Origin of the sequence: Cryobacterium soli (assembly GCF_003611035.1) — a bacterium.
In the GTDB taxonomy this organism is placed as follows: domain Bacteria; phylum Actinomycetota; class Actinomycetes; order Actinomycetales; family Microbacteriaceae; genus Cryobacterium; species Cryobacterium soli.
Map to the genome: position 1 here is coordinate 326,159 of NZ_CP030033.1, position 21,770 is coordinate 347,928.

A 21,770-nucleotide genomic window follows, 5' to 3' on the forward strand; every position below is an offset into this window, starting at 1 on the left:
GAGCTATCGTGCCGGGCACGCAGCCGTGCTCCCTGCACAACCTACGCGCTGCGGCTCTTCTCGGTAAGAGGCAGGTGATCCCGTCAATCGGGTCCATTTCGCTCCGGCTCCGGCCGCGCTATGGTAGCTGCAAAATCGCTCAGCGCGAAGGGATTGCTCCGGTTCGTCCGGCATCTCGCTCCTTACGAGAAAGGTCATCGTGGACAATATCGGTCTTGTTTTTTTGTCGGAGGTGCTGGGCACTGGGATGCTCGTCCTCCTCGGTTGTGGTGTCGTGGCCAACGTGGCCCTGACCAAGAACAAGGGCTTCGGCGGCGGGTTCCTCATGGTGACCTTCGGCTGGGGTTTCGCGGTCTTCGCCGGTGTCACGGTCGCCTACAACTCGGGTGCTCACCTCAACCCGGCCGTCACCCTCGGGCTCGTCGCATCGGGCGCCACCGAGTTCGGTCTCGGTGTGCCGGTGAACTTCCTGTCGGTTCTCGTCTATCTGGCCGGTGAGTTCCTCGGAGCCTTCCTCGGCGCCGTCGTCGTGTGGCTGGCCTACAAGCAGCACTACGACGAGGAACCCGAGCCGGCCAACAAGCTCGGCACCTTCTCAACCGGCCCGGCCATCCGCTCGTACGGCTGGAACCTCGTCACCGAGATCATCGGCACCTTCGTGCTGGTGTTCGTGGTCATCGCCTTCGGCGGTGGCCGGCAGGGCGAAAGCGGCGGTCTCGCCGCACTGGGCGCGCTGCCCGTGGCGCTCCTAGTCCTCGTGATCGGTACCTCGTTGGGTGGCCCGACCGGGTACGCCATCAACCCCGCCCGTGACCTCAGCCCCCGGATCGCCCACTTCATCCTGCCGATCAAGGGTAAGGGCTCCTCGGACTGGGCCTACTCCTGGGTGCCAGTGGTCGGCCCGGTGATCGGCGGGCTCCTCGCCGGCTGGGCGTCTCTGATCTGGCTGCCCATAGTCGCGTAGCGCCCGGCAGGCCGGCTCCCCCTGGGGCCGGCCTGCTTCCTGCGCCCGGAACGACCAGAGGGATTCCTCACCCGCACTCAGCAGACGGATTTATAGTTCTGTCCAAGCCATCACGCAACGTACAAGGAGGTACACCATGGCTCAGTATGTTCTCGCCATTGATCAGGGCACCACAAGTTCACGCGCCATCATCTTCGACCACGCCGGCTCCATCGTCTCCACCGGTCAGCTCGAACACGAGCAGATCTTCCCCCGCGCCGGCTGGGTCGAACACGACCCCATGGAGATCTGGGACAACACCCGCGAGGTGATCGGCCAGGCGCTGTCCAAGGCCAACCTCACCCGGCACGACATCGCCGCCGTCGGGATCACCAACCAACGCGAGACCGCCGTGGTCTGGGACCGCACCACGGGCAAGCCGGTCTACAACGCCATCGTCTGGCAGGACACCCGCACCCAGCCCATCGTCGACCGTCTCGCGGCCGACGGCGGCGTGGAACGGTTCAAGCAGAAGGTCGGCCTACCGTTGGCCACCTACTTCTCCGGCACCAAAATCGTCTGGATCCTGGAGAACGTCGAGGGAGCCCGTGAGAAGGCCGACGCCGGCGACCTGATGTTCGGCACCACCGATTCCTGGGTGCTCTGGAACCTCACCGGCGGGCTCGAGGGAGGCGTACACGCCACCGACGTCACCAACGCCAGCCGCACCCTGTTCATGGACCTGGAGACGTTGCAGTGGGACGACGAGATCCTCGGGATCTTCGGCGTGCCGCGCTCGATGATGCCCGAGATCCGCTCCTCCAGCGAGGTCTACGGCACCGTCAACGAGCACAGCCTGCTGCGCGAGGTGCCCATCGCCGGCATCCTCGGCGACCAGCAGGCCGCCACCTTCGGCCAGGCCGCATTCGACCAGGGCGAGGCGAAGAACACCTACGGCACCGGTAACTTCCTGATCTTCAACACCGGCACCGAGATCATCCACTCCAAGAACGGCCTGCTCACCACGCTCGGCTACAAGCTCGGCGACGCCGAACCGCACTACGCGCTCGAGGGCTCCATCGCCGTCACCGGCGCGCTCGTGCAGTGGCTGCGTGACAACCTCGGCCTGATCGGCTCCTCAGAGGAGATCGAGACCCTGGCGGCGTCCGTGGACGACAACGGCGGCGCCTACTTCGTGCCGGCGTTCAGCGGCCTGTTCGCGCCGTACTGGCGGTCGGATGCCCGGGGCGCGCTCGTCGGCCTCACCCGGTTCGTGAACAAGGGCCACCTCGCCCGCGCGGCGTTGGAGGCCACGGCCTTCCAGACCCGCGAGGTCCTCGACGCGGTCAACGCCGACTCCGGCGTGCCACTGACCGAGCTCAAGGTGGACGGCGGCATGATCAAGAACAACCTGTTGATGCAGTTCCAGGCCGACATCATCGGCGTGCCGGTGATCCGGCCGGTGGTCGCCGAGACCACGGCACTCGGTGCCGCCTACGCGGCGGGTCTGGCGACGGGATTCTGGAGCACCCTGGACGAACTGCGCTCGAACTGGCAGGAGGACAGCCGCTGGACACCGCAGATGAGCGAGGAAGAGAGCGCCCGCCAGCTGCGCAACTGGAAGAAGGCCGTCACCAAGACCTTCGGTTGGGTCGACGACGACGTGCTGTAGCCCGCACGAGTCTCACCACCGGCGCCGCATCCGCCACTCTTCTCGAGTCGGGTGCGGCGCCCTGGTGTGCCCGGGTCAGGCGTGACTGGCGTGCACCCACTGGGCTAATTTCGCCGCACCGGCCCCGGAGTCGATGGCGTCGGCCGCCACAACGAGCTTGGCCCGGAACCGGTCCAGGATGCTCACCTGGGACTGGGCCGGGTCGTGGGCGAGGTCGTAGGCCACGAGACCCGCCGCCGCGTTCAGCAACACGATGTCACGCACCGGGCCGGTCTCCCCCGCGAGCACCGCGTGCACCACGGAGGCGTTGTGGGCCGGCGAGCCACCCACCAACTGGCTCATGGTGGCCCGCGGGATACCCAGATCGCGCGGGTCGATGTCGTGCTCGGTGACCAGGCCCCGTGACACCTCCCACACGTGACTGTGGCCGGTGGTGGTGAGTTCGTCGAGGCCGTCGTCACCGCGGAAGACCAGCGCGGTGGCGCCGCGGGTCTGGAACACGCCCACGAAGAGGGGCACCCGGTCGAGCGCCGCGACACCCACGGCCGAGGCCTCCGGGCGAGCCGGATTGACGAGGGGACCGAGGAAATTGAAGACCGTGGGAATGCCCAGCTCGGCCCGCACGGCGGCCGCATGCCGGAACCCGGGGTGGAACGCGGCCGCGAAGGCGAAGGTGATGCCGGTGTCCTCCAGGACGGTGGCGACCACATCCGCGGAGAGACTGAGGTCGATTCCCAGTTCGGCGAGAACATCGGAGGAGCCCGAAGCCGAGCTCGCGGCCTTGTTGCCGTGCTTGATCACGGGAACACCCGCCGCCGCGCACACGATGGACGCCATGGTGGAGACGTTGACGGTGCCGAACCTGTCGCCGCCCGTCCCCACGATGTCCAGGCCCATGGAGTTCACCTTGAGCGGCACCGCGTGATCCAGAATGGCGTCCCGGAAGCCCACGATCTCATCGACCGTCTCCCCCTTGGCTCGCAGGGCGATCAGGAATCCGGCGATCTGGGCCTGACTGGCCTCTCCGAGCACGATCCGTTCCATGCACCAGGCGGCATCGGCCACGCTGAGGTCGGCCCCGCTGAGCAGGGCGTCGAGAATGTTGGGCCAGGACTGGGATTCGAGCATTCTCCGATCTTAATCATCTACTCTCCCCTGACCCGCATTTCCGGTGCCATCAGGCACTAGTTAGGTTAACCTAACCTGCAAATAGGGTCGAATGGCACTTCAGGATGAGAAAAACCTGTGCGGTAATCGGCCATAATGGAATAGTGACGACGACCTCAATTACTCCTCGGGCGACCCTCCCCGTTGTGAACAGGCCCAACAGCGTGGCGGTTGGCACCATTGTCTGGCTGGGCAGCGAGGTCATGTTCTTCGCTGGCCTCTTCGCCATCTACTTCACGCTGCGTTCGACGTCGCCGGAGTTATGGCAGTTCGAGACGGAGAAGCACAACTTCACCTTCGCCCTCGTGAACACGCTGATCCTGGTGTCCTCCTCGGTCACCTGCCAGTTCGGCGTCTTCGCGGCCGAACGCCTGCAGGCCCGGTCCACCGGATGGAAGCCCAGCCAGTGGGGCATGGTCGAGTGGTTCTTCCTCACCTACGCCCTCGGCGCGATCTTCGTCTCCGGCCAGGTCCTCGAGTACGCCACGCTGGTCTCCGAAGGCGTCACCCTGGCCTCGAACGCCTACGGCTCTGCGTTCTACCTGACCACCGGTTTCCACGGCATCCACGTGACCGGCGGACTCATCGCCTTCCTCCTCGTGATCGGCCGCGGCTTCGCGGTCAAGAACTTCGGTCACAAGGAAGCCACCAGCGCCATCGTGGTCTCGTACTACTGGCACTTCGTCGACGTCGTCTGGATCGGGCTCTTCCTGGTCATCTACGTTCTTAAATAACAAGCAGGAGCGGACACACTCAGCATGCCCAGGACTCAGAAACCTACCGCCGGACGTTCCCGTCGTTCCGGCCGTCGCAGCCCTCTCGCGAGCGTCGCCCTCATTGCCATCGGACTGCTCTTCACAGGCGGCGCGTACGCGATGTTCAGCACCGGCACCGCCAGCGCAGCCACGGACACCGCATCCCAGCAGACCGTCAGCGAGGGCGAAAAACTCTTCGCTGCGAACTGCGCCACCTGCCACGGCCTCAGCGCAGAAGGCACCGGAGCCGGACCCAGCCTCATCGGCGTCGGAGCAGCCTCCGTCGACTTCCAGGTCGGAACCGGTCGCATGCCCATGCAGGCCAACGGCCCGCAGGCCATCGTCAAGCCCGTTCAGTTCACCGAGGAACAGACCGCAGCCCTGGCGGCCTACGTCGCCTCCCTCGCCCCCGGACCTGCCATTCCGGCCCAGGAGCTGCTCGACGCACAGGGAGACGCCGCATCCGGCGCCGAACTGTTCCGCATCAACTGCGCCATGTGCCACAACGTGGCCGGCGCGGGCGGCGCCCTCACCGAGGGCAAGTACGCCCCCGCTCTGGACGGCGTCACCCCGCAGCACATCTATGAGGCCATGGTCACCGGACCGCAGAACATGCCGGTCTTCAACGACATGAACATCTCGCCTGAGGACAAGCGCGACATCATCACGTACCTCAAGTACGTGGAGAACAACCCGTCGCCGGGCGGATTCGCCCTGGGCTCCCTCGGTCCCGTCTCCGAAGGCCTCTTCCTCTGGATCTTCGGACTGGGAGCCATCGTGGCCCTGACCGTGTGGATCACGGCGAAATCGAATTGATCGGCACCCTGCACATGACCACCCCGCACCTGACACAGCGAACACAGACAGCGCCCCTGAAGGAGAACAATGGCCAGCGATGAGACCAGCGGAAAGGACCTGACCGCTGCCGACTCTTCGGGCGTCGAGCACGGCACCGCCGCCGCGGGTACCGCCGTCGTCGCACGCGACGCCGTGGCCAACCCCGGCTTCCCGCCGCACCGGCCGCGCGTCACCGACCTGGACCCCCGCAAGGAGAAGCAGGCCGAGCGCACCGTCTACACGCTCTTCTACCTGTCGATCGTGGGCAGCGTGTTCGCCATCGCCGCGTACATGATCTTCCCGATCGTCCCCGAGGACCCGGGTTCCGTCCGCCTGAACAACCTGTTCATCGGCATCGGACTGGCCCTGGCCCTGTTGGCGCTGGGAATCGGTGCTGTGCACTGGGGCAAGGCCCTGATGCACGACGAAGAAGGCATCGACGAGCGTCACCCGGTCCGCGGCACCGACGAGACCCGTGCGCGCGCCGTGGAGATCTTCCAGGAAGCGAACACCGAGTCCGGCTTCGGCCGCCGCACGCTGATCCGCAACAGCCTGATCGGCGCCCTGGTGGTCTTCCCCCTCCCCGCCGTCGTGCTGTTCCGCGGACTCGCACCGCAGGACCAGGACCCGGTCGCTCTGCTCAAGCAGACCATGTGGGAGAAGGGCACCCGCCTGGCGCTCGACCCCTCCGGCGCCCCGATCAAGGCATCGGACGTCACCCTGGGTTCCTCGTTCGCCGTGATCCCCGAGGGCCTGATGGACCTCGAACACGGACGCCTCGAAGAAAAGGCCAAGTCGGTCGTGATCCTCGTGCGCATGAAGCCGCAGGACCTCATCGAGTCGCCGGAGCGCGCCAGCTGGTCATACGACGGCATCGTCGCGTATTCCAAGATCTGCACCCACGTCGGCTGCCCCGTCGGCCTCTACGAACAGCAGACGCACCATCTCCTCTGCCCCTGCCACCAGTCACAGTTCAATGTGGCTGATGAGGCCAAGGTCATCTTCGGCCCGGCCAAGCGTCCGCTCCCCCAGCTCCCCATTGCGGTGGATGCCGAGGGATACTTGATCGCACAAAGCGATTTCCTTGAACCAGTCGGACCGAGCTTTTGGGAGCGACAGTGAGTACGACAACTGATATGAAACCCGCCGAGACGAAGAAGTCCGGCGGCTTCACCGGCGCCGCGGCCAACTACATCGACGAGCGCACGAGCATCTCCACCGCGGTCAAGGAACTGGGTCGCAAGATCTTCCCTGACCACTGGTCGTTCCTGCTGGGCGAGGTGGCGCTGTACAGCTTCGTCATCATCCTGCTCTCGGGGTCTTTCCTGACGTTCTTCTTCCAGGCGTCGATGGCCGAGGTGCACTACGACGGTTCCTACGTCCCGCTCAAGGGCGTGGAGATGTCGGTGGCCATGGCCTCATCGCTCGATATCTCCTTCGATGTGCGCGGCGGACTCCTGATGCGCCAGGTACACCACTGGGCGGCCCTGCTGTTCGTGGCCTCCATCGGCCTACACATGCTGCGCATCTACTTCACGGGTGCTTTCCGCAAGCCGCGTGAACTCAACTGGGTGATCGGCTTCGTGCTCTTCATCCTCGCCATGGCAGAGGGCTTCACCGGCTACTCGCTCCCCGACGACCTGCTCTCCGGAAACGGCCTGCGCATCATCGACGGCATGGTCAAGGGCATCCCCGTCGTGGGCACCTGGATCTCGTTCCTCCTCTTCGGCGGCGAGTTCCCGGGCACCGATATCGTGGGCCGCCTGTACTCCCTGCACATCCTGCTGCTGCCGGCGATCATCGTGGCGCTGATAGCCATGCACTTGCTTTTCGTGGTTGTGCACAAGCACACCCAGTACCCCGGAGCCGGTCGCACGAACAACAACGTCGTCGGCTACCCGGTGCTTCCGGTCTACGCCGCGAAGGCCGGTGGGTTCTTCTTCATCGTCTTCGGCGTCGTGATGCTGATGGCCTCGTTCTTCACCATCAACCCGATCTGGAACTACGGACCGTACGACCCGTCCCCGGTTTCCGCCGGAACCCAGCCGGACTGGTACATCGGCTTCGCCGACGGTGCCCTTCGTCTGATCCCGCCGGGACTCGAGTGGGTCTGGCTCGGACACACCTGGTCGTTCAACATCCTGATCCCCCTCGTGGGCCTGGGTCTGTTCATCGCCGTGGTGCTGTTCTACCCGTTCCTCGAGGCCTGGGTCACGGGCGACAAGCGCGAGCACCACGTCCTGGACCGCCCGCGAAACGCTCCGACCCGCACGGCGATCGGCGCCGCCGGTGTCACGTTCTACGCGGGCCTCTGGGCCGCGGCGTCGTCGGACATCATCGCCACGCACTTCAAGCTGACGATGGAAGGCGTGATCCACACCCTGCAGGCCGTCGTCATCCTCGGCCCGTTCATCGCGTACTTCATCACCAAGCGCGTGTGCCTGGCCCTGCAGAAGAAGGACCGTGAGATCGTGCTGCACGGCTACGAGTCCGGACGCATCGTCCGCCTGCCCGGCGGCGAGTACATCGAGGTGCACCAGCCCGTCGACGAGTACGAGCGCTGGAAGCTGGTGAGCTACAACGACTACAAGCCGTTGACGGTGAAGCCGAACGCCCAGGGGAAGATCTCCGGCGTGCAGAAGGTCCGTGCGGGTCTGTCCCGCTGGTTCTTCGAAGACCGGATCGCTCCGGTGGGCACGAAGGAAATCGAAGAGAGCCACGGCGATCACCACTAGCTACACGGGTGACCCCATTCGGGCACCGAAGCCACTCCAGACCCTGTCGGAGTGGCTTCGGTGCCCGAACTGTTTCCGTGACCTCTCCCCCCACACCGACCGAGTGCTCGGCTGCGATGCAGGGCACCGTTTCGACGTCAATCGTCGCGGCTACGCTTCTCTGCTCAGCGGCTCAACCAAACTCATCGGCGACTCAGCGGCCATGCTGGACGCCAGGGACGCCTTCCTGGAGAAGGGCTGGTACACGGAGCTCCGTGACGCCCTGAGCAGGCTTGTCGGTGCCGGGCGCCCCCGGCGGGTGGTCGACATCGGCTGCGGCACCGGGTACTACCTGCGCGGTGTCCTGTCAGCGCTCGAACAGGCGGGAACTGCTGATGGATCGTCAGCGGAAGCGGAACTCCGCGCGCTGGCCGTCGACCTGTCCCCCGTGGCCGTAGCGCGTACGCTGCGCACAGCCACCATCCGTGCAGAGCCAGCCGGTTCAGACTCCGTGGCAGCGGACACGGCCGGTCTGGTGGCCGATGTGTGGTCGCCCCTGCCGATCCGGGATGCTGCGGCCGACGTGATCATCAACGTCTTCGCTCCCCGCAACGCGACGGAATTCCACCGTATCCTCAGTCCGGACGGTCTTCTCGCCGTGGTGGTGCCGCACCCGACACACCTGCAGGAGTTGCGCGCGGCCGGCCTCGCACTCGACGTGCACGCCAACAAGGTGGACGGCCTGATCGACAGCCTGTCCGGCGGCTTCCGGCTGGAGTCTGCCGACGACATCTCCCGGGTGCTCTCGCTCTCGCCCACCGACGTCGGCGCCCTCATCGGCATGGGCCCGTCGTCGCACCACAGCGGCTCCCCCGCCAGCGTGGCTGCGCCTGCGCCCACAGACGTCACTGTCGCGTTCAGCCTGCTCGGCTTCCGCCGCACCGGAGCCTGACGGCGCCGACGCTTCGGCGGCACACACAGAAAGGCGCCAGTGACCGTGAGGTCACTGGCGCCTTTCTTGACGAGTATCAGCGGGCGAAGAGGCCCCGGTAGTATTCGTAGACCCAGCCGACGAGGCTGATCACGCCGATACCGATCCCGATGTACGCGATCCAGAAGCCTGCCGCGAGTCCGAGGAACAGCAGAGCCGCACTGGCCGCGAGCATGATGGGCCACCAGCTCCAGGGGCTGAAGAAGCCCATCTCGGGGTCACCGTCGTCGATGTTCGCACTGAGGGTGTCCTCGGGCAGCTCGCCGCCCTGCGCCTGGTGAACCTTGGACAGGTAGAAAGCGACGAAGGCCACCAGCACGCCGCTCAGGGCGATACCGAAGGTGCCGACCCATTCGATTCTGCCGTGCATCGGATCAACGAGACTCCAGACCACGTAGACACCGGTGAGGAGGGCGAAGAAGACGGCCAGGATCCAGTAGAGCTTGATATTGGCGTTCATCTACTTGACCTCTTCCGATGCGGCATCGTATGTCGGGGCGTCGGGGGCGTCTTTCGCCGGGCCGATTCCGACGGGCATGCCGGCCTCGGGGTGGTTCAGGTCGAAGGCGGGACGCTCGGAGCGGATCCGCGGGATCGAGGTGAAGTTGTGGCGCGGAGGCGGGCAGGACGTCGCCCACTCCAGCGAGGCGCCGAAGCCCCATGGGTCGTTCACGGTGACCTTCGGAGCCGAGCGGGCGGTGATGTACACGTTCAGGAAGAACGGGATCATCGATACAGCCAGGATCATCGAACCCACCGTGGACAGCTGGTTCATCCAGGTGAAGCCGTCTTCAGGCAGGTACGAGGCGTACCGACGGGGCATACCCACGACGCCGAGCCAGTGCTGCACGAGGAAGGTGGTGTGGAAACCGATGAACAGGAGCCAGAAGTGCCACTTGCCCAGGCGCTCGTTCAGCATCTTGCCGGTCCACTTGGGCCACCAGAAGTAGAAACCACTGAACATGGCGAACACGACGGTGCCGAACACGACGTAGTGGAAGTGCGCCACGACGAAGTAGGTGTCGGACACGTGGAAGTCCAGGGGCGGCGACGCGAGGATCACGCCGGTGAGCCCGCCGAAGGTGAACGTGATGAGGAACCCGATGGCCCAGAGCATGGGCGTCTCGAAGGTGATCGACCCCCGCCACATGGTGCCGATCCAGTTGAAGATCTTCACACCGGTGGGAACCGCGATGAGCATGGTCATCAGCGAGAAGAACGGCAACAGCACCGATCCGGTCACGTACATGTGGTGCGCCCACACCGTGACGGACAGGGCGGCGATCGAGATAGTCGCGTAGATCAGGGTCTTGTATCCGAAGATGGGCTTACGGCTGAAGACCGGGAAGACCTCGCTGACGATACCGAAGAACGGCAGCGCGATGATGTACACCTCGGGGTGACCGAAGAACCAGAATAGGTGCTGCCACAGGATGGCGCCACCGTTGGCCGGGTCGTAGATGTGCGAGAGGAAGATCCGGTCGCTGGCGGCGGCGAGCATGGCCGCGGCGAGGACCGGGAAGGCCATCAGGATCAGCAGCGACGTGACGAGGGTGTTCCAGGTGAAGATGGGCATCCGGAACATGGTCATGCCGGGGGCGCGCATGGTGATGATCGTGGTGATGAAGTTCACGCCACCGAGGATGGTGCCGAACCCGGACAGGCCCAGACCGACCATCCAGAGATTGCCGCCGATACCTGGCGAGAACGTGGTCGAAGCCAGCGGTTGGTACGCGAACCACCCGAAGGACGCCGCACCCTGAGGGGTGAGGAAGCCGCCGACGGCGATCAGGCTGCCGAAGAAGAACAGCCAGAACGAGAACGCGTTCAGCCGCGGGAACGCGACGTCGGGGGCACCGATCTGGAGGGGCATGAGGGCGTTGGCGAAGCCGAAGAACAACGGCGTCGCGAACATCAGCAGCATGATCGTGCCGTGCATGGTGAAGAGCTGGTTGTACTGTTCCTTCGTCTGCACGATCTGCAGGCCGGGCTCGAAGAGCTGGGCGCGCATGACGAGCGCCATCACCCCGCCCAGGCAGAAGTAGATGAACGAGGTGATCAGGTACATGTACCCGATGACCTTGTGGTCGGTGGAGGTGATCCACCGGACGACGATGTTGCCCTTGCGGTCAACGCCGGTGGGGCGAGGAGCCGGTGAGGCGACGGGTGCGCCGGCCGGAGCGGTTGCTGTGCTCATGGTCTAGTTGCCTTCCTCAGCCGTCGGGGCGCCGGTGCCCGGGAGATTCGAGTTGCGGTCGTACTCGTTGGAGACCTGGCCGTCGTTGCCGGCCGCCCGCAGGGAATCGACATACGCTTCATAGTCGGCCTCTGAGACCACATCGACGTTGAAGAGCATCAGGGAGTGGTACTCACCGCAGAGCTCCGCGCACTTGCCGGCGTAGGTGCCGATGCGTTCGGGGATGACCGACATGTAGTTGGTCTTGCCGGGGATCATGTCCTTCTTGTAGAGGAAGTCGATGACCCAGAAGGAGTGGATGACGTCGCGGGCCTCGAGGGCGATCTCGATCTTCTTCCCTACCGGGAGAACGAGCGTGGGCAGCTCGGATTCGACGAGTGCGCCCTTCTCACCCTCGAGGTCGGGCTGCCCCTGGATGCCCTGCGTGAAGACGTCGTCGGTGACGTAGTTGAAGTCCCAGGCCCACTGCTTGCCGATGACCTCGATCTTCACGTCGGGCTCGTCGAAACGGGCCTCGATGGCGTTCTGGTCACGGGCGGTGAAGGCGAAGAAGCCCAGCACCAGGATGAGCGGCACGATCGTGTAGAAGATCTCGATCGGCATGTTGTAGCGCAGCTGCACCGGCAGACCGGTCTGGCCTTTGCGACGGCGGTACACGACGACGGCCCAGATGGTCAGGCCCCACGTGATCAGGCCCACGATGAGCAGGACGATCCACGAGGTGGTCCACAGACCGGAGACGCGCTCGGTGTTGTTGGTTACCGGCGCCTCACCCTCGACGAAGCCGGGCAGGTACCCGTTGAGTTCGGCCTGACTGCATCCGGCGAGAACAAGAGCGAGCGTTGCTGCGACCGGAATGGCGGCCCATCGGAGACGGCGGTTTCTGAGCACCGGTGACCTTTCGGGAGACGTGAGGGCACTACACAGGAAGTGCATTTATCATCTCTAGCCTACTCCGGGTCGATTGCCCAGGAGTGCAAGCGGGGCCCGTCAGGCGAAGTTTTCATTCCGATTGGGTACCGTGCGCAAGGGTCGAAGGGCCTGTTCCGGTCCCCATTCCGGGGGCTGATCGGCGGAGCGGAGAGTCCGGCTGATAGGCCACAGGGAGACCATCCGATGGATGGTCTCCCTGTGTTCGCCCTGCATTGCGGGGCGACTGCTAGTGGAATGAATCCCCGCAGGCGCAGCTGCCGCCGGCGTTCGGGTTGTCGATGGTGAAGCCCTGCTTCTGGATGGTGTCCTCGAAGTCGATCGAGGCGCCTTCCAAGTAGGGAACGCTCATCTTGTCCACGACGACCTCGACACCGTCGTAGTCCCTGACCGCGTCACCCTCGAGAGTGCGCTCGTCGAAGTAGAGCTGGTAGATCAGGCCGGAGCATCCACCGGGCTGCACGGCGACCCGCAGGCGCAGGTCCTCGCGGCCCTCCTGAGTGAGCAGGCTGCGTACCTTCTGGGCGGCGACATCCGTGAGGCCGACCCCGTGGGCTTCGGTGCGGGTTTCGATCGTGTCGGTCATGGTTCTCCTCGGTATTATCCGGTTTTCGCGTCCGGCGGCTTCCCTCGGCGACGGGGAATGCGCTCGGCGAATGGTCTTCATACTACCTGCCGTTGCCCGGAATCGGCTGGACGGGCAGCGGCGCAATTCAGGCGGTGGCGCCGGTGCGGCCGTTGAGTCGGCCGAGCAGGAAGGCTTCGCTCAGGATCGCCCGTTTGAACACCCCCAGGTGCAGAGACTCGTTGGGGCTGTGCGCCCGGGAGTCGGGGTCTTCAACGCCGGTGACGAGGATCTGCGCCTCGGGGAATTCCCTGACCAGGTCCGCGATGAACGGAATGGAACCACCGACACCGATATCGACAGGCTCCACTCCCCAGGCGGCGGTCATGGCCAGGCGGGTCTCGGCCACGGCCCATCCATCGGTGTCCACCAGGAACGGCTCTCCGGTGTCGAGGTCGTCGATGGCGATGTGGGCGCCGAAGGGGGCGTGCTCACGCAGGTGCGCCTCGATCAGTCCGGCGGCGTGGGCGGCGGACTGCCCGGGAGCGATGCGCACGCTGATCTGCACGCTGACTGACGGGGTCAGGGTGTTGGAGGCGTTGGCGACCGTGGGTGCGTCGATGCCGGTGACTGTGAGGGCCGGTTGGGACCAGATGCGGCTGAGAATCGAGCCGTGCCCGATGGGTGACACCCCGGGCAGCAGGCCGGTTTCGCCCCGCAGGGCCTCCTCGGCGTAGGGCGGGGTGGGCGCGTCGTGGCTGGTGAGCCCGGCGACGGCGACGGAACCGTCCGGCGCGTACAGTGTGCCGAGCAGCCGGATGGTGGCCATCATGGCGTCGGGCACGGCACCGCCGAACATCCCGGAGTGTGAGGCGTGCGCCAGGGTGCTCACGGTGAGTCGGAACGTCACGTTGCCGCGGAGCCCGATGGTGATGGCGGGCGTGTTGATATCCCAGTTGTTGGAATCGGCCACGACGATGGCGTCGGCGCGCAGGGCGTCCTTGTTCTCGCTGAGGAAGGTGGCGAAGGAACGACTGCCGAACTCCTCCTCTCCCTCGATGAAGAGGGCCAGTCCCAGGTCTATGTCACCGCCGGTCACGGCGACGAGGCCGCGGAGGGCGGCGACGTGGGCCATCACGCCGGCCTTGTCATCCGCGGCACCGCGCCCGTACAGTCGGTCACCGCGAACTGTCGGCTCGAACGGCGGCGAGTCCCAATGCTCGTCCTGCCCGGGAGGCTGCACGTCGTGGTGAGCGTAGAGCAGCACCGTCGGCCGCCCGTTCCTGGCCGCCCGGGTGGCGAGGATGGCCGGCTGGCCCAGTTCGTCTGACCCGGGAATCCCCGCCTGCGTCACGGTCACGGAGTCGAAGATCCCGATCTCGCGCACCAGTGCGGCGACGGCCTCGGCGCTCGTGCGCACGTGTTCACGGTCGAAGGCGGCCCACGACACCGACGGGATGCGCACCAGCGCACACAGGTCGGCGAGGGTGCGCGGGAGTTCCTGCTCGACCGCGTTCCGCAACCCGGAATCGAGCGGCCCTGCGGCCTCCGGCTGAGTGATTCCTGCTGCTGTCTCCACGGTATCCGTCATGCGAGTAATCTTAAGGCAACCTGACTGCAAGGAATTGATGTGGCTAAGCAACCTGTAAACCCCGACGCAGAACCGTCGATCGAGACCGTCGACCAGACGAAGGCTCGCCTCGCTGGCACGCCGACGGGCAAGGGCCAGCCGACCCCGAGTCGCCGGGTCCAGGAGGCTGCCAACAAGCGGCCGCTGGTTCCGGACGACCGTAAGCTCGCCGCGAAGCAGGCCAGGGCCAAGTCCTCCGAGGCCCGCGAACGGGCCCGGCTCGGCATGGCGGCCGGCGAGGACAAGTATCTCCCGCTGCGGGAACGAGGCCCGCAGAAGCGGTTCGCCCGCGACTACATCGACGCCAGGTTCAACGTGGGCGAGTTCATGATCCCGGTCATGTTCCTGGTCATCCTGCTCACGTTCTTCCCCGACCCCTCTGTGCAGACCTACGGCATCCTCGCCCTGTGGGCGTTCTTCCTCGTCGCGATCGTGGACTGCATCGTGCTGGGCTTCATTCTGACCAAGAAGATCGAGGCCAAGTTCGGCGCCGACCGGGCCGAGCGGGTGCGCTGGTACGCGGCGATGCGCGCCCTGCAGCTGCGGGTCATGCGTCTGCCCAAGCCCCAGGTCAAGCGCGGTCAGTACCCCGCCTGATCCTCACGAGCCGTGCTCGTACGGCGTTTCCCCTCCACGCGTGGCGTGCGAGGGGTTTCGTCGTTTAACGCCGGTCAGCGCCGGTAGGCGCCCAGACGGATCACCGGAACGCGCAGCTCCTCATCGGTGAGCGAACCGTGCTGACCGATCATGTTCCGGGCGGACTGGTTCGGTTCCCGGGAGTCGTAGTAGGCGATGAGCTTGCGGGCGGCCACGATGACATCCCCGATCCGGCTGGTGGCGTCGGGCCGCACCATTCCGAAGAGGCCGGCGTCCATGGCTTCCGCCCGGGTGAAGACCCAGGCCCGCTCCCCCTCGACCGACCGCCAGGCCCCGGCAAGGGCGTCCGCGTTCACGCCAGGTTCCGTGTAGAGGTGCAGGCATCGTGGGTCTCCGCCGATGTGGCGGACGCCGGCGACGAGTTCGGGCACCGTGTCGAAGAGCACCTGCTTGGCCGCGGGGACGTCCACGACACCGTGGTCGGCCGTCAGGATGAGTCCTTCGTCGGCGCGCAGGCCGGCCGCCGCCCGGGCCATCTCGGCGTCGAGGCTCTCCAGCTGGGTCAGCCACCGGCCGGACTCCCAGCCGTGCGCGTGGGCCGCGATGTCGAGCTCCGGAACGTACAGGTAGATGAGCGCACGGGGTTCGGCGTCGAGGATCTCGCGTGCGGCTTCGAACCGGGCCGCAATGGACTCGGCCGGGACATACCGTGCTCCGCGGAGCACCGCTTGGCTGAAGCCGGAGTCGGCGAAGCGTTTCGGTCCGACCGCGAAACCCGGGATGCCGGCCGCGGCGGCCGCGTCGAACACCGTGGGCTGCGGCTGCCAGCTGAGCGGCGCCATCCGCTCGTCCCAGCCGGTGAGCTGGTTGACGACCCGGTCGTTCGCGGCGTCCAGGACCCGGTAGCCCACCAGCCCGTGCGCGCCGGGGGCCAGCCCTGTCGTCAACGAGGCGATCCCCGCCGCCGTGGTGGCCGGGAACACGCCGTCCACGGCGTCGGCCTTGGCCAGATGCGCGGTGAGGAAGCGGGCATGCCCCGCCCGGGCCCGGAGGTTGGCGACCCCGAGTCCGTCGGCCAGGACCACGACAGCCCGGGCCGCCGGCGGCAGGCCCAGCGGGTTCGGGGCGTTCTGCAGCGATGCCAGCGAACTTGTCAGGACATCGGCAAGGCGAACGGCGCTGAAAGGCCGGACCGGTAGCATAGGGGACATCTGGCCCAGTCTGACATAGACGAGGCCGCACGTATTCTTCGCGCACGTCCGTGCGCATCAGCCTGGCGCAGCCGGTCCTGCCGGTGTGCCCCACCCAGCAGAATCTACGAATGAGCCGCTCAGACAACACCGTGCCCACCGCGTCCACCGAGCGCATCGAAGACGTCGACGTGTCGACGGAGATGCAGGGCTCCTTCCTGGAGTACGCCTACTCGGTGATCTACTCGCGGGCCCTCCCCGACGCGAGGGACGGCCTGAAACCGGTGCAGCGCCGCATCCTGTACCAGATGAGCGAGATGGGCCTGCGGCCCGACCGCGGCCACGTCAAGTCGGCCCGCGTCGTCGGTGAGGTGATGGGCAAGCTGCACCCGCACGGCGACACCGCCATCTACGACGCCATGGTGCGCATGGCGCAGGCGTTCACTCTGCGGGTTCCGCTCATCGATGGCCACGGCAACTTCGGCTCCCTCGACGACGGCCCGGCCGCACCCCGGTACACGGAAGCGCGTCTGGCCGCTCCGGCGCTGTCGATGACGGAGCACCTCGACGAGGACGTCGTGGATTTCGTGCCCAACTACGACAACCAGCTCACCCAGCCCGACGTGCTGCCGGCCGCGTATCCCAACCTTCTTGTGAACGGTGCCAGTGGCATCGCCGTGGGTATGGCGACGAATATGGCGCCGCACAACCTGGTCGAGGTCATCGGCGCCGCCCGGCACCTGCTCGCCCACCCGCGCGCCACCCTCGACGAGCTGATGGAGTTCGTGCCGGGCCCCGACCTGCCCACCGGAGGCACCATCGTGGGTCTGGCGGGGATCAAGGACGCGTATCTCACGGGACGCGGGAGCTTCAAGACCCGCGCCAAGGTGTCCGTCGAGGCGATCACGGCCCGCAAGGCCGGGCTGGTCGTCACCGAGCTTCCCTACCTCGTCGGCCCTGAACGGGTGATCGAGAAGATCAAGGACGGCGTCACCTCCAAGAAGCTCAGCGGGATCTCCGACGTCACCGACCTCACGGACCGCACCAAGGGCCTGCGCCTGGTGATCGGCATCAAGACCGGCTTCAGCCCCGAGGCGGTGCTGGAGCAGCTCTACCGGTACACCCCGCTCGAGGACTCCTTCAATATCAACGCCGTCGCCCTGGTCAACGGCGGGCCGCAGACCCTCGGCCTGGTGGAGCTGCTGCAGGTCTACGTGGACCACCGCATCGAGGTCGTCACCCGGCGCTCCGCCTACCGGCTCGCGCGCCGGCGCGAGCGCCTGCACCTGGTGGAGGGACTGCTCATCGCGATCCTGGACATCGACGAGGTCATCCAGGTCATCCGCGCCAGCGACGACACCGACCAGGCCCGCACCCGGCTCATCGACGTGTTCGACCTCAGCCAGGTCCAGGCCGAGTACATCCTCGAACTGCGACTGCGCCGCCTGACCCGGTTCTCCCGCATCGAGCTCGAGTCCGAGCGCGACCAGCTGCTCGCCGAGATCCGCGAGCTGGAGACCCTGCTCGGCAGCAAGCAGGCCATCCGTACCCTGGTGTCCACCGAGCTCGCCGCCGTGTCGGACCGGTTCGGCACGCCGCGCCGCACCCTGCTCACCGAGGCGCGACCGAGCATCGCCGGCGCCTCCGCCAAGCGCGCGGCCGTGCTGGAGGTGACCGACACCCCCACCCGGGTGTACCTGAGCACCACGGGCCGCATCGCGAGGGTCGACCTGCCACCGTCGGACGACGACCAGGCCGAACGCATCACCCCTGCGCACCGCCGCAGCAAGCACGACGCCGTGCTGTCGGCGCTGGACACCACCAGCCGCACCGAGATCGGCGCCGTGACCAACCGCGGCCGGCTCATCAGGTTCTCCCCCGTCGACCTCCCCGTGGTGCCGCCTACCTCGATCCAGTTGGCCGCCGGCGTGCGCGTGCGGGACTACCTGTCGCTGGCCGGCGGCGGCGAGCATGTGCTCGCCCTCGTGGCGCTGACGGGCGACCGGTGCATCGCCATCGGCACCCGGTTGGGCGTGGTCAAACGGCTCACCGCGAACGACTGGGCGAACAAGCCCGATTTTGAGATCATCGCGCTTAAGCCCGGCGACGAGGTTGTCGGAGCCGTGCAGGGCTCGGAGGAGGACGAACTCGTGTTCGTCGCCTCCGACGCCCAGCTGCTGCGTTTCCCGGCCGCGACCGTGCGGCCGCAAGGCCGGACGGCCGGCGGAATGGCGGGCATCAAACTCGCCACGGGAGTCAGCGTCGTGTTCTTCACCAGCCTGCCGGCCGACTCCGCCGACACCGCTGTTGTCGCCACCATCGCCTCGAGCAGCCTGACCCTGCCCGGCACCGATCCGGGCAGCGCGAAGGTTTCGGCGTTCTCCGAGTACCCGGCCAAGGGGCGCGCCACAGGCGGTGTGCGCTCACACCGGTTCCTCAAGGGCGAAGACCTCATCGCCCTCGCCTGGGTGGGCGCGGCTCCGGCTCGCGCCCTGGGCATGGAAGGGTCGCCGCGTACCCTGCCCGAGACCGGCGCGCGGCGGGATGCGTCCGGCGTCATGCTGGACGCCGTGGTCGGCTCGATCGGCGCCGGGATCGGCTGACCGGCGTCTCGGTCGGCCTGCCGAGGTGCAGCCGGAGCCTCCCGCAGTAGGGTGGGGCATGGCTGATCTGAGCGGTTCCACGATCCTGGTTGTCGGTGCGACGGGCGGGTTGGGCCGTGAGCTCGCCCGGCAACTCGCCGAGGCCGGGGCCACCCTGGTGCTCAGCGCCCGCGATCCGGCCGCGATCGCCGCGCTGGGGATTCCGGGTGCCGTCGTCGCGGCCGACCTGACCGACCCGGCCGCGATCCGGCGCCTGGTGCAGGTGGCCGTGACCGTCACCGGCCGCCTCGACGGCATCGTCGTCGCCGCCGGCGTCGTGGCGTTCGGTCCGGCCGCCGACCTCTCCCCCGCCACCATCGAGCGGCTCTTCGCCGTGAACACCATCGCCCCGATGCTGCTGCTCCAGGCCGCCCATCAGACCCTCGCGGCGTCGGCGGCGGCCGGTAGCTCCCCCTTCTTCGTCACGCTCAGCGGGGTGGTGAGCGAGAGCCCCACGGCGAACCTCGCGGCCTACTCGGCGTCGAAGGCGGCACTGGCCGCGTTCGGCACCGCCACCGGGAGGGAGCTGCGGCGCTCGGGCATCCGGATCCTCGACGCCCGGCCCGGGCACACCGACACCGCCCTGTCCACGCATCCGATCAGCGGCACGGCCCCGCCCTCCCCCGCGGGCTGGATCCCGTCGCCGTCTGCGCGCGCATCGTGCGCGCCATCGCCGACGGCGAACGTGACCTGCCGAGCACGGCGTTCACCGTCACCTAACCCGCAGCAGCTGGGCGGACAGGGTCAGACGTCGATGCGGTCGCGGCTGAGCTTGTCGGCGCTGTCCACGATGAACTCCTTGCGCGGGGCGACGTCATTGCCCATGAGCAGTTCGAAGACCTTGCCCGCCATCTCGGCGTCGGCCACTTGCACCCGGCGCAGCGTGCGGTGCGAGCGTTCCATGGTCGTGGTGGCCAGCTGGTCGGCGTCCATCTCGCCCAGGCCCTTGTACCGCTGGATCGGGTCCTGGTAGCGCTTGCCGCTCTTCTTCAGCGCAGCGAGCACTCCCTGCAGTTCAAGCTCCGAGTAGGTGTAGATGGTCTCGTTGGGCTTGCTGCCCGGGTTCATCACGACCACCCGGTGCAGCGGCGGCACCGCGGCGAAGATCCGGCCTGCCTCGATCATCGGCCGCATGTAGCGGAAGAACAGGGTGAGCAGCAGGGTGCGGATGTGCGCGCCGTCGACATCGGCGTCGCTCATGATGATGACCTTGCCGTAGCGCGCGGCGGAGAGGTCGAAGCTGCGCCCTGAGCCGGCACCGATGACCTGGATGATGGAGGCGCACTCGAGGTTGGAGAGCATGTCGGAGACCGACGCCTTCTGCACGTTGAGGATCTTGCCCCGGATCGGCAGCAGCGCCTGGTGTTCGCTGTCCCTGGCCAGCTTGGCCGTGCCGAGGGCGGAGTCGCCCTCGACGATGAACAGTTCGCTGAGCGCCACGTCGTTGCTGCGGCAGTCCACGAGCTTGGCCGGCAGCGACGAGCTCTCCAGGGCGTTCTTCCGGCGCTGGGTCTCCTTGTGCGCCCGGGCGGAGATGCGGGACTTCATCTCGGCGACGATCTTGTCCAGCACCACGGCGGACTGCGTCTTGTCGTCGCGCTTGGCCGAGGTGAAGCGCTCGGTCATGGTCTTCTGGATCACAGCGGCCACGATCGCGCGCACGGCCGGGGTCCCGAGGACCTCCTTGGTCTGCCCCTCGAACTGCGGTTCAGGCAGCCGCACCGTGAGCACGGCCGTGAGGCCGGCCATGATGTCGTCCTTCTCGAGCTTGTCACTGCCCACCTTGAGCCGGCGGGCGTTCTGTTCCACCTGCGCCCGCAGGAACTTGAGCAACCCGGCATCGAACCCTGCCTGGTGCGTGCCGCCCTTGGGCGTGGCGATGATGTTGACGAAGCTCTTGACGACGGTGTCGTAGCCGGTCCCCCAGCGCAGGGCGATGTCGACCTGGCAGTCCCTGACCAGTTCGGTCGGGATCATGGCTCCGGAATCGGTGAGTACGGGCACGGTCTCGGTGAAGCTTCCGGCGCCCGTGAGCCGCCAGGTGTCCGTGATCGGGGTGTCCACGGCGAGGTGGTCGACGAACTCGGAGATGCCGCCGGCGAAGGTGAAGGATTCCGCCAGGGGCGTCTCCCCCCGCCTGTCGTCGATGTTGATCGTGAGCCCTGGAATCAGGAACGCAGTCTGGCGGGCCCGGCCCATCAGGTCGTCGGTCTGGAAGGACGCGCCCTTGGTGAAGATCTGCCGGTCGGCCCAGTAGCGGATGCGGGTGCCCGTCACACCCTTCTTGACCTTGCCCACCACGCGCAATTCGCTGGTCTTCTCGAACGGGGTGAACGGCGCATCCGGGCTCTTCTCGCCGGTGTCGGCGAACACCCCCGGCTCGCCGCGGTGGAAGGACATCGCCCAGGTCTTGCCGTCCCGGTCGACCTCCACGTCGAGACGTTCGGACAGCGCGTTCACGACCGAGGCGCCGACGCCATGCAGACCGCCCGACGCGGCGTAGGAGCCGCTACCGAACTTTCCGCCGGCGTGCAGCTTGGTGAACACCACCTCCACACCAGACAGACCGGTCTTCGGTTCGATGTCCACAGGGATGCCGCGGGCGGTGTCGCTGACCTCGACGCTCTCGTCGGGGTGCAGGACAATGCCGATCGATGACCCGTGCCCGCTCAGCGCCTCGTCGACGGAGTTGTCGATGATCTCCCAGAGGCAGTGCATGAGCCCGCGGGAGTCGGTGGAACCGATGTACATGCCGGGGCGTTTGCGCACCGCGTCGAGGCCTTCGAGGACCGAGAGGTGGCGGGCGGAATAGTCAGAACTCACAACTGTTAAGAATAGTGACCCCGAGCCGTGCGGCTCCGCAGGACACCCTGTGGAGCCGGATACGCCCGGTTCGCCGCGTGAATGCTACGCGGTGAGCGAAATGTCACCCAACTGTGG

General features: G+C 66.8%; 17 protein-coding genes and 1 pseudogene. 10 read left to right on the forward strand and 8 right to left on the reverse strand.

From position 1 onward, the window contains the following. Positions 1–247: 247 nt before the first annotated feature. Positions 248–964: an MIP/aquaporin family protein gene (locus DOE79_RS01565; protein ID WP_245977066.1), complete on the forward strand. Its 717-nt coding sequence runs from the start codon at positions 248–250 to the stop codon at positions 962–964. A gap of 136 nt (positions 965–1,100) precedes the next feature. After that, complete coding sequence (gene glpK, locus DOE79_RS01570) at positions 1,101–2,615, forward strand: glycerol kinase GlpK (protein ID WP_120336989.1); 1,515 nt, start codon at positions 1,101–1,103, stop codon at positions 2,613–2,615. Between the two features lie 75 nt (positions 2,616–2,690). On the opposite strand, the gene trpD is transcribed toward glpK, so the two are convergent. Next, positions 2,691–3,743: an anthranilate phosphoribosyltransferase gene (trpD, locus tag DOE79_RS01575; RefSeq protein WP_120336990.1), complete on the reverse strand. Its 1,053-nt coding sequence runs from the start codon at positions 3,741–3,743 to the stop codon at positions 2,691–2,693. A gap of 143 nt (positions 3,744–3,886) precedes the next feature. Here trpD and ctaE point away from each other — a divergent pair, with 143 nt between their 5' ends. The 5 genes from ctaE to DOE79_RS01600 all read left to right on the forward strand — a co-directional run bounded on the left by ctaE (position 3,887) and on the right by DOE79_RS01600 (position 9,040). Next, on the forward strand, positions 3,887–4,516 hold the full coding sequence (ctaE, locus tag DOE79_RS01580; RefSeq protein ID WP_484066187.1) for an aa3-type cytochrome oxidase subunit III: 630 nt from the start codon (positions 3,887–3,889) through the stop codon (positions 4,514–4,516). 24 nt (positions 4,517–4,540) lie between these two features. Next, complete coding sequence (gene qcrC, locus DOE79_RS01585; RefSeq protein WP_120336992.1) at positions 4,541–5,353, forward strand: cytochrome bc1 complex diheme cytochrome c subunit; 813 nt, start codon at positions 4,541–4,543, stop codon at positions 5,351–5,353. Between the two features lie 69 nt (positions 5,354–5,422). Then, the gene (qcrA, locus tag DOE79_RS01590; protein WP_120336993.1) at positions 5,423–6,496 is read left to right on the forward strand and encodes a cytochrome bc1 complex Rieske iron-sulfur subunit; all 1,074 of its coding nucleotides are present in this window, start codon (positions 5,423–5,425) and stop codon (positions 6,494–6,496) included. A 14-nt stretch (positions 6,497–6,510) separates the two neighbouring features. Next, positions 6,511–8,109: a cytochrome bc1 complex cytochrome b subunit gene (qcrB, locus tag DOE79_RS01595; protein WP_120336994.1), complete on the forward strand. Its 1,599-nt coding sequence runs from the start codon at positions 6,511–6,513 to the stop codon at positions 8,107–8,109. A gap of 103 nt (positions 8,110–8,212) precedes the next feature. Beyond that, positions 8,213–9,040 (forward strand): class I SAM-dependent methyltransferase, encoded by an 828-nt coding sequence (locus tag DOE79_RS01600; protein ID WP_245977067.1) that lies wholly within the window; start codon positions 8,213–8,215, stop codon positions 9,038–9,040. A gap of 76 nt (positions 9,041–9,116) precedes the next feature. On the opposite strand, the gene ctaF is transcribed toward DOE79_RS01600, so the two are convergent. The 5 genes from ctaF to DOE79_RS01625 all read right to left on the reverse strand — a co-directional run bounded on the left by ctaF (position 9,117) and on the right by DOE79_RS01625 (position 14,362). Further along, positions 9,117–9,539 carry an aa3-type cytochrome oxidase subunit IV gene (gene ctaF, locus DOE79_RS01605; protein ID WP_120336995.1) on the reverse strand — a complete coding sequence of 141 codons (423 nt, stop codon included), beginning with the start codon at positions 9,537–9,539 and terminating at the stop codon, positions 9,117–9,119. Further along, positions 9,540–11,276, reverse strand: coding sequence for an aa3-type cytochrome oxidase subunit I (gene ctaD / locus DOE79_RS01610; RefSeq protein ID WP_066595327.1), 1,737 nt, complete (start codon positions 11,274–11,276; stop codon positions 9,540–9,542). It abuts the gene before it with no gap. A gap of 3 nt (positions 11,277–11,279) precedes the next feature. Continuing rightward, complete coding sequence (gene ctaC / locus DOE79_RS01615; protein ID WP_120336996.1) at positions 11,280–12,167, reverse strand: aa3-type cytochrome oxidase subunit II; 888 nt, start codon at positions 12,165–12,167, stop codon at positions 11,280–11,282. Positions 12,168–12,435: 268 nt separating this feature from the next. Next, positions 12,436–12,792 (reverse strand): HesB/IscA family protein, encoded by a 357-nt coding sequence (locus DOE79_RS01620; protein ID WP_066595323.1) that lies wholly within the window; start codon positions 12,790–12,792, stop codon positions 12,436–12,438. 127 nt (positions 12,793–12,919) lie between these two features. Beyond that, entirely contained in the window at positions 12,920–14,362 is a 1,443-nt protein-coding gene (locus DOE79_RS01625) for a dipeptidase (RefSeq protein WP_120336997.1), read from the reverse strand. Positions 14,363–14,401: 39 nt separating this feature from the next. Between DOE79_RS01625 and DOE79_RS01630 the strand changes: the two genes are divergently transcribed. Continuing rightward, positions 14,402–14,998, forward strand: coding sequence for a DUF3043 domain-containing protein (locus DOE79_RS01630; protein ID WP_120336998.1), 597 nt, complete (start codon positions 14,402–14,404; stop codon positions 14,996–14,998). A 74-nt stretch (positions 14,999–15,072) separates the two neighbouring features. On the opposite strand, the gene DOE79_RS01635 is transcribed toward DOE79_RS01630, so the two are convergent. Beyond that, positions 15,073–16,209, reverse strand: coding sequence for an alkaline phosphatase family protein (locus tag DOE79_RS01635; RefSeq protein WP_120336999.1), 1,137 nt, complete (start codon positions 16,207–16,209; stop codon positions 15,073–15,075). Positions 16,210–16,319: 110 nt separating this feature from the next. Here DOE79_RS01635 and DOE79_RS01640 point away from each other — a divergent pair, with 110 nt between their 5' ends. Then, on the forward strand, positions 16,320–18,791 hold the full coding sequence (locus DOE79_RS01640) for a DNA gyrase/topoisomerase IV subunit A (RefSeq protein ID WP_120337000.1): 2,472 nt from the start codon (positions 16,320–16,322) through the stop codon (positions 18,789–18,791). A gap of 58 nt (positions 18,792–18,849) precedes the next feature. After that, a pseudogene (locus DOE79_RS20825) lies at positions 18,850–19,362 on the forward strand (SDR family NAD(P)-dependent oxidoreductase); the annotation flags it as partial. Positions 19,363–19,574: 212 nt separating this feature from the next. On the opposite strand, the gene DOE79_RS01650 reads toward DOE79_RS20825, so the two are convergent. Beyond that, positions 19,575–21,653 carry a DNA gyrase/topoisomerase IV subunit B gene (locus DOE79_RS01650; protein WP_120337002.1) on the reverse strand — a complete coding sequence of 693 codons (2,079 nt, stop codon included), beginning with the start codon at positions 21,651–21,653 and terminating at the stop codon, positions 19,575–19,577. Between the last annotated feature and the right edge of the window lie 117 nt (positions 21,654–21,770).